The organism is Aeromonas sp. 102P, assembly GCF_051920345.1.
GTDB lineage: Bacteria > Pseudomonadota > Gammaproteobacteria > Enterobacterales > Aeromonadaceae > Aeromonas > Aeromonas veronii.
In genome coordinates this window covers 60,001-65,043 of record NZ_JBQBCZ010000009.1, presented here as the reverse complement: position 1 = coordinate 65,043, position 5,043 = coordinate 60,001, and the positions used below count along the sequence as shown (strand labels likewise).

At 52.3% G+C, this 5,043-nt stretch carries 1 protein-coding gene and 2 rRNA genes (1 of these 3 only partly in view); all 3 read right to left on the bottom strand.

Annotated features, from left to right (window positions below; genetic code table 11):
- Positions 1-234: 234 nt before the first annotated feature.
- Positions 235-1,443, bottom strand: coding sequence for a tyrosine-type recombinase/integrase (locus ACTG1K_RS23960; protein WP_440004672.1), 1,209 nt, complete (start codon positions 1,441-1,443; stop codon positions 235-237).
- A gap of 801 nt (positions 1,444-2,244) precedes the next feature.
- A 5S ribosomal RNA gene (gene rrf / locus ACTG1K_RS23955) occupies positions 2,245-2,359 on the bottom strand.
- Between the two features lie 119 nt (positions 2,360-2,478).
- Positions 2,479-5,043 (bottom strand): 23S ribosomal RNA (locus ACTG1K_RS23950); it runs 324 nt beyond the window's last position.

Sequence of the window (5,043 nt, the reverse complement as noted above, 5' to 3'; positions counted from 1 at the left end):
AGCGGCCACTGGTACGTGTAACCCGAGTGCATACCTATGCCTGGCTCTCACTGGCTGCCACAGGAGGGATGCCGGAAGCAGTGAAGGCCCATGACGAGCTGGAAGCGGTAATGAACAAGCCGGAAGTAAAGCAGGCCAGAAGGTGTCGGAGCACTGATTTGGCAAAATGACATCAACAGTCACGAAAAGCTAAAAAAAGAACATAGAGGAAAGCGGCCAAATGGCCGCTTTCCTCTATGCGGTTGGTAAATTATCAGTCACAAATTTAGCCCAGGCATCCATCATGGGCCGACGTTGATCCAGCAAGTCAGTACGGTGGTATGCAGCTTCGACCTTGTTCTGAACTGTATGAGCTAACGCTCGTTCAGCGAGCTCCCGCGCATAGCCCTGCTCGCTGCACCAGTCTCGAAAGCTGGAACGAAAGCCATGAGCAGTTGCCATTCGGCTAGGAGTACAGCTCGCAGCTTTTGCTCTTCTCAGAAACATCGTCAGCACTGTGTCTGAGAGTGGTACCTGGTCTCTGGGAGAAGGGAATACCAACTCGTCATGTAATCCCCTTAACCCCTTCAGGATTTCGACGGCACGAAGAGATAACGGAACACGATGTTGTTGCTTGGCTTTCATACGCTCGGCTGGTAGGGTCCAGATCTTCGCTTCCAAGTCTACTTCTGACCACGTCATGGCTCTGACTTCACCTGAGCGGCATGCTGTCAGGATCAAGTACTCCAGCATTGAGCGGGTTACATCGTATTGTTGCGCTGTTCTCAGGTGTTTTTGCACAAATGCAGGGATATCACGCCAGGGCATCGCAGGCTGATGCTCTACTCGCACTGACTTGCTTGGCTGAGCCGGTAGTAAATGGTTCACCACATCCACAGGGTTTGCAGAGGTATAGCCATGAGCCCATGCCCAAGCCATAACGGCGTGTAGCCGCTGCTTAACACGGCTTGCTGTTTCCGGGATCGTCAGCCATATCGGTTGCAAAACGGAAGCGATATGGGCTGGGGTGATGGTATCAATGGAGATAGAGCCAATTGTAGGAAAGGCATATTGCTCCAATGTGGTAATCCATTGTTTACCGTGTTTGGGGTTCTTCCAGCCTGGTAACAAGCTTTCGTAAACCAGTCTGGCAGATGCTTCCAAGGTCGGGATCTTCGGCTTGTTCTGCTCCTGCCGCCGGACCTCTAGCGGATCCAAATTATTCGCCAGCTGTTCCCGCATTGCCTGTGCGTCTCGAGCTGCGTCGGCGATGGAGAGCTCGGGGTAAGTCCCGAGGCCAGCATTACGCCGTTTCTTCGTCAGTGGGCTGACATAGCGGAATACCCACTTACCTCTACCTTTGACGGTAGAAGGGTGTAGCGTCAAGCCTGTAACCCCACCGTGAGCAAGGGGTTTATCTTTCGGCTTGATGCTACGAGCTTTGGTATCGGTGAGGATCGCCATCAGGTAACCTCCTTGAGAATTGAATATGCCACACAGTATGCCACCAGGCATGCGCAGTGGTAATATGTGATTGGGATGGACTGGACAGTGTTTGTCTCTAATTTGCTGATAATAAATGGTTTATTGGATTGGTGTGGAGTTGATTGGACTTTGTTGCGGCGGGCACCTCCTCCGCCATTTATACCGAGCCTATGCAACCATGTTGCGTGGGCTTTTTGTTTGCCTGCAATTTGCCACTCCTCATAGATCTCAACACATTAGTCTTCTTCAACTCCTTTTTTGATCTTCTCACCTGCGGGCTCAACAGCTGCCACAAGATCACCTATCAACATCTAACCTCTGCGTTCCTGCGAGCATCCCTTCCCATTTCCTTATTGCCCCAAACAACAACGACCCAACGCAGCGACCACGGCTCCAGCATGTTGGTACCGCCAATAACCCCTCTTCGGAATACAGTCAGGGCCGGTTAACACAGTCATAGAAAAGCAGGGACTATGGAGCCGCGGCTTAAAAAGAGGGGACGGCTAACTCAGGAAGCCTAGACCCCAAGCTAGAGAGCATGACGTATAGGCGATCATGGGATTCACGGGTTATGGCGATGCCAGCCCTGCCATACAGAGCAATGGCTTTACATGAAGAAAGAGTAAAAGCGTAACATCAGGCTATTCGTTGAACAGAAAGACAACAGCGAGTAACAATAAAAACAGAAGAAAGGAATAAGTCAGGTCAAATATCAGACGATTCAATAAATTGCAGGCAATAAAAAACCCCGCTCGATGAGCGGGGTTTCTTGTATTGGGTGCCTGGCAGTGTCCTACTCTCGCATGGCGAATGCCACACTACCATCGGCGCTACCGCGTTTCACTTCTGAGTTCGGCATGGGATCAGGTGGTTCCACGGCGCTATGGCCGCCAGGCAAAATCTTCAATCTGAGAAAGCTGACGTGAGTAGTGATGTTGCGCTTGGCTTGTCACTATCACTGAATTAGTAGTTCTTCGATTTGCTACAAGCCTTAGAACACTTCTTGGGTGTTGTATGGTTAAGCCTCACGGGTAATTAGTATGGGTTAGCTCAACACGTCGCCGCGCTTACACACCCCACCTATCAACGTTGTGGTCTCCAACGGCCCTTTAGGACCCTCAAGGGGTCAGGGATGACTCATCTCAGGGCTCGCTTCCCGCTTAGATGCTTTCAGCGGTTATCGATTCCGAACTTAGCTACCGGGCAGTGCCACTGGCGTGACAACCCGAACACCAGAGGTTCGTTCACTCCGGTCCTCTCGTACTAGGAGCAACTCCCTTCAATCATCCAACGCCCACGGCAGATAGGGACCGAACTGTCTCACGACGTTCTGAACCCAGCTCGCGTACCACTTTAAATGGCGAACAGCCATACCCTTGGGACCGACTTCAGCCCCAGGATGTGATGAGCCGACATCGAGGTGCCAAACACCGCCGTCGATATGAACTCTTGGGCGGTATCAGCCTGTTATCCCCGGAGTACCTTTTATCCGTTGAGCGATGGCCCTTCCATTCAGAACCACCGGATCACTATGACCTACTTTCGTACCTGCTCGACCTGTCCGTCTCGCAGTTAAGCTGGCTTATGCCATTGCACTAACCTCCTGATGTCCGACCAGGATTAGCCAACCTTCGTGCTCCTCCGTTACTCTTTGGGAGGAGACCGCCCCAGTCAAACTACCCACCAGGCACTGTCCGCGAGCCCGATTCAGGGCCCTGCGTTAGAACATCAAACATACAAGGGTGGTATTTCAAGGACGGCTCCAGCGCAACTGGCGTCACGCCTTCAAAGCCTCCCACCTATCCTACACATGTAGGTTCAATGTTCAGTGCCAAGCTGTAGTAAAGGTTCACGGGGTCTTTCCGTCTAGCCGCGGGTACACCGCATCTTCACGGCGAATTCGATTTCACTGAGTCTCGGGTGGAGACAGCATGGCCATGGTTACACCATTCGTGCAGGTCGGAACTTACCCGACAAGGAATTTCGCTACCTTAGGACCGTTATAGTTACGGCCGCCGTTTACCGGGGCTTCGATCAAGAGCTTCGCTTGCGCTAACCCCATCAATTAACCTTCCGGCACCGGGCAGGTGTCACACCCTATACGTCCACTTTCGTGTTTGCAGAGTGCTGTGTTTTTGATAAACAGTCCCAGCCATCTGGTCACTGCGACTCCCGACAGCTCCATCCGCAAGGGACTTCACCATCAAGAGCGAACCTTCTCCCGAAGTTACGGTTCTATTTTGCCTAGTTCCTTCACCCGAGTTCTCTCAAGCGCCTTGGTATTCTCTACCCGACCACCTGTGTCGGTTTGGGGTACGATGACTTGTAATCTGAAGCTTAGAGGCTTTTCCTGGAAGCAGGGCATCAATGGCTTCCACACCGTAGTGTGTTCGTCTCGTGTCTCAGTGTTGTATCAGCGGATTTGCCTACCGATACCACCTACGCACTTTCACCAGGACAACCGTCGCCTGGCCCACCTAGCCTTCTCCGTCCCCCCATCGCAATTACAAGTCGTGCAGGAATATTAACCTGCTTCCCATCGACTACGCCTTTCGGCCTCGCCTTAGGGGTCGACTCACCCTGCCCCGATTAACGTTGGACAGGAACCCTTGGTCTTCCGGCGAGGAGGCTTTTCACCCCCTTTATCGTTACTTACGTCAGCATTCGCACTTCTGATATCTCCAGCATACCTCTCGATACACCTTCGCAGACTTACAGAACGCTCCCCTACCACTTGCACTAAGTGCAAATCCGCGGCTTCGGTGCCTAGTTTGAGCCCCGTTACATCTTACGCGCAGGCCGACTCGACTAGTGAGCTATTACGCTTTCTTTAAATGATGGCTGCTTCTAAGCCAACATCCTAGCTGTCTGAGCCTTCCCACATCGTTTCCCACTTAACCAGAACTTTGGGACCTTAGCCGGCGGTCTGGGTTGTTTCCCTCTTCACGACGGACGTTAGCACCCGCCGTGTGTCTCCCGGATAGTACTTACTGGTATTCGGAGTTTGCATGGGGTTGGTAAGTCGGGATGACCCCCTAGCCCAAACAGTGCTCTACCCCCAGTAGTATTCGTCCGAGGCGCTACCTAAATAGCTTTCGGGGAGAACCAGCTATCTCCGAGTTTGATTGGCCTTTCACCCCCAGCCACAGGTCATCCCCTAACTTTGCAACGTTAGTGGGTTCGGTCCTCCAGTTGATGTTACTCAACCTTCAACCTGCCCATGGCTAAATCACCCGGTTTCGGGTCTACACCTTGCAACTAGACGCCCAGTTAAGACTCGGTTTCCCTACGGCTCCCCTATACGGTTAACCTCGCTACAAAATGTAAGTCGCTGACCCATTATACAAAAGGTACGCAGTCACCCCGAAGGGCTCCCACTGCTTGTACGTACACGGTTTCAGGTTCTATTTCACTCCCCTCACAGGGGTTCTTTTCGCCTTTCCCTCACGGTACTGGTTCACTATCGGTCAGTCAGGAGTATTTAGCCTTGGAGGATGGTCCCCCCATATTCAGACAGGATGTCACGTGTCCCGCCCTACTCGATTTCACATCAAGGTTGTTTTCGTGTACGGGGCTATC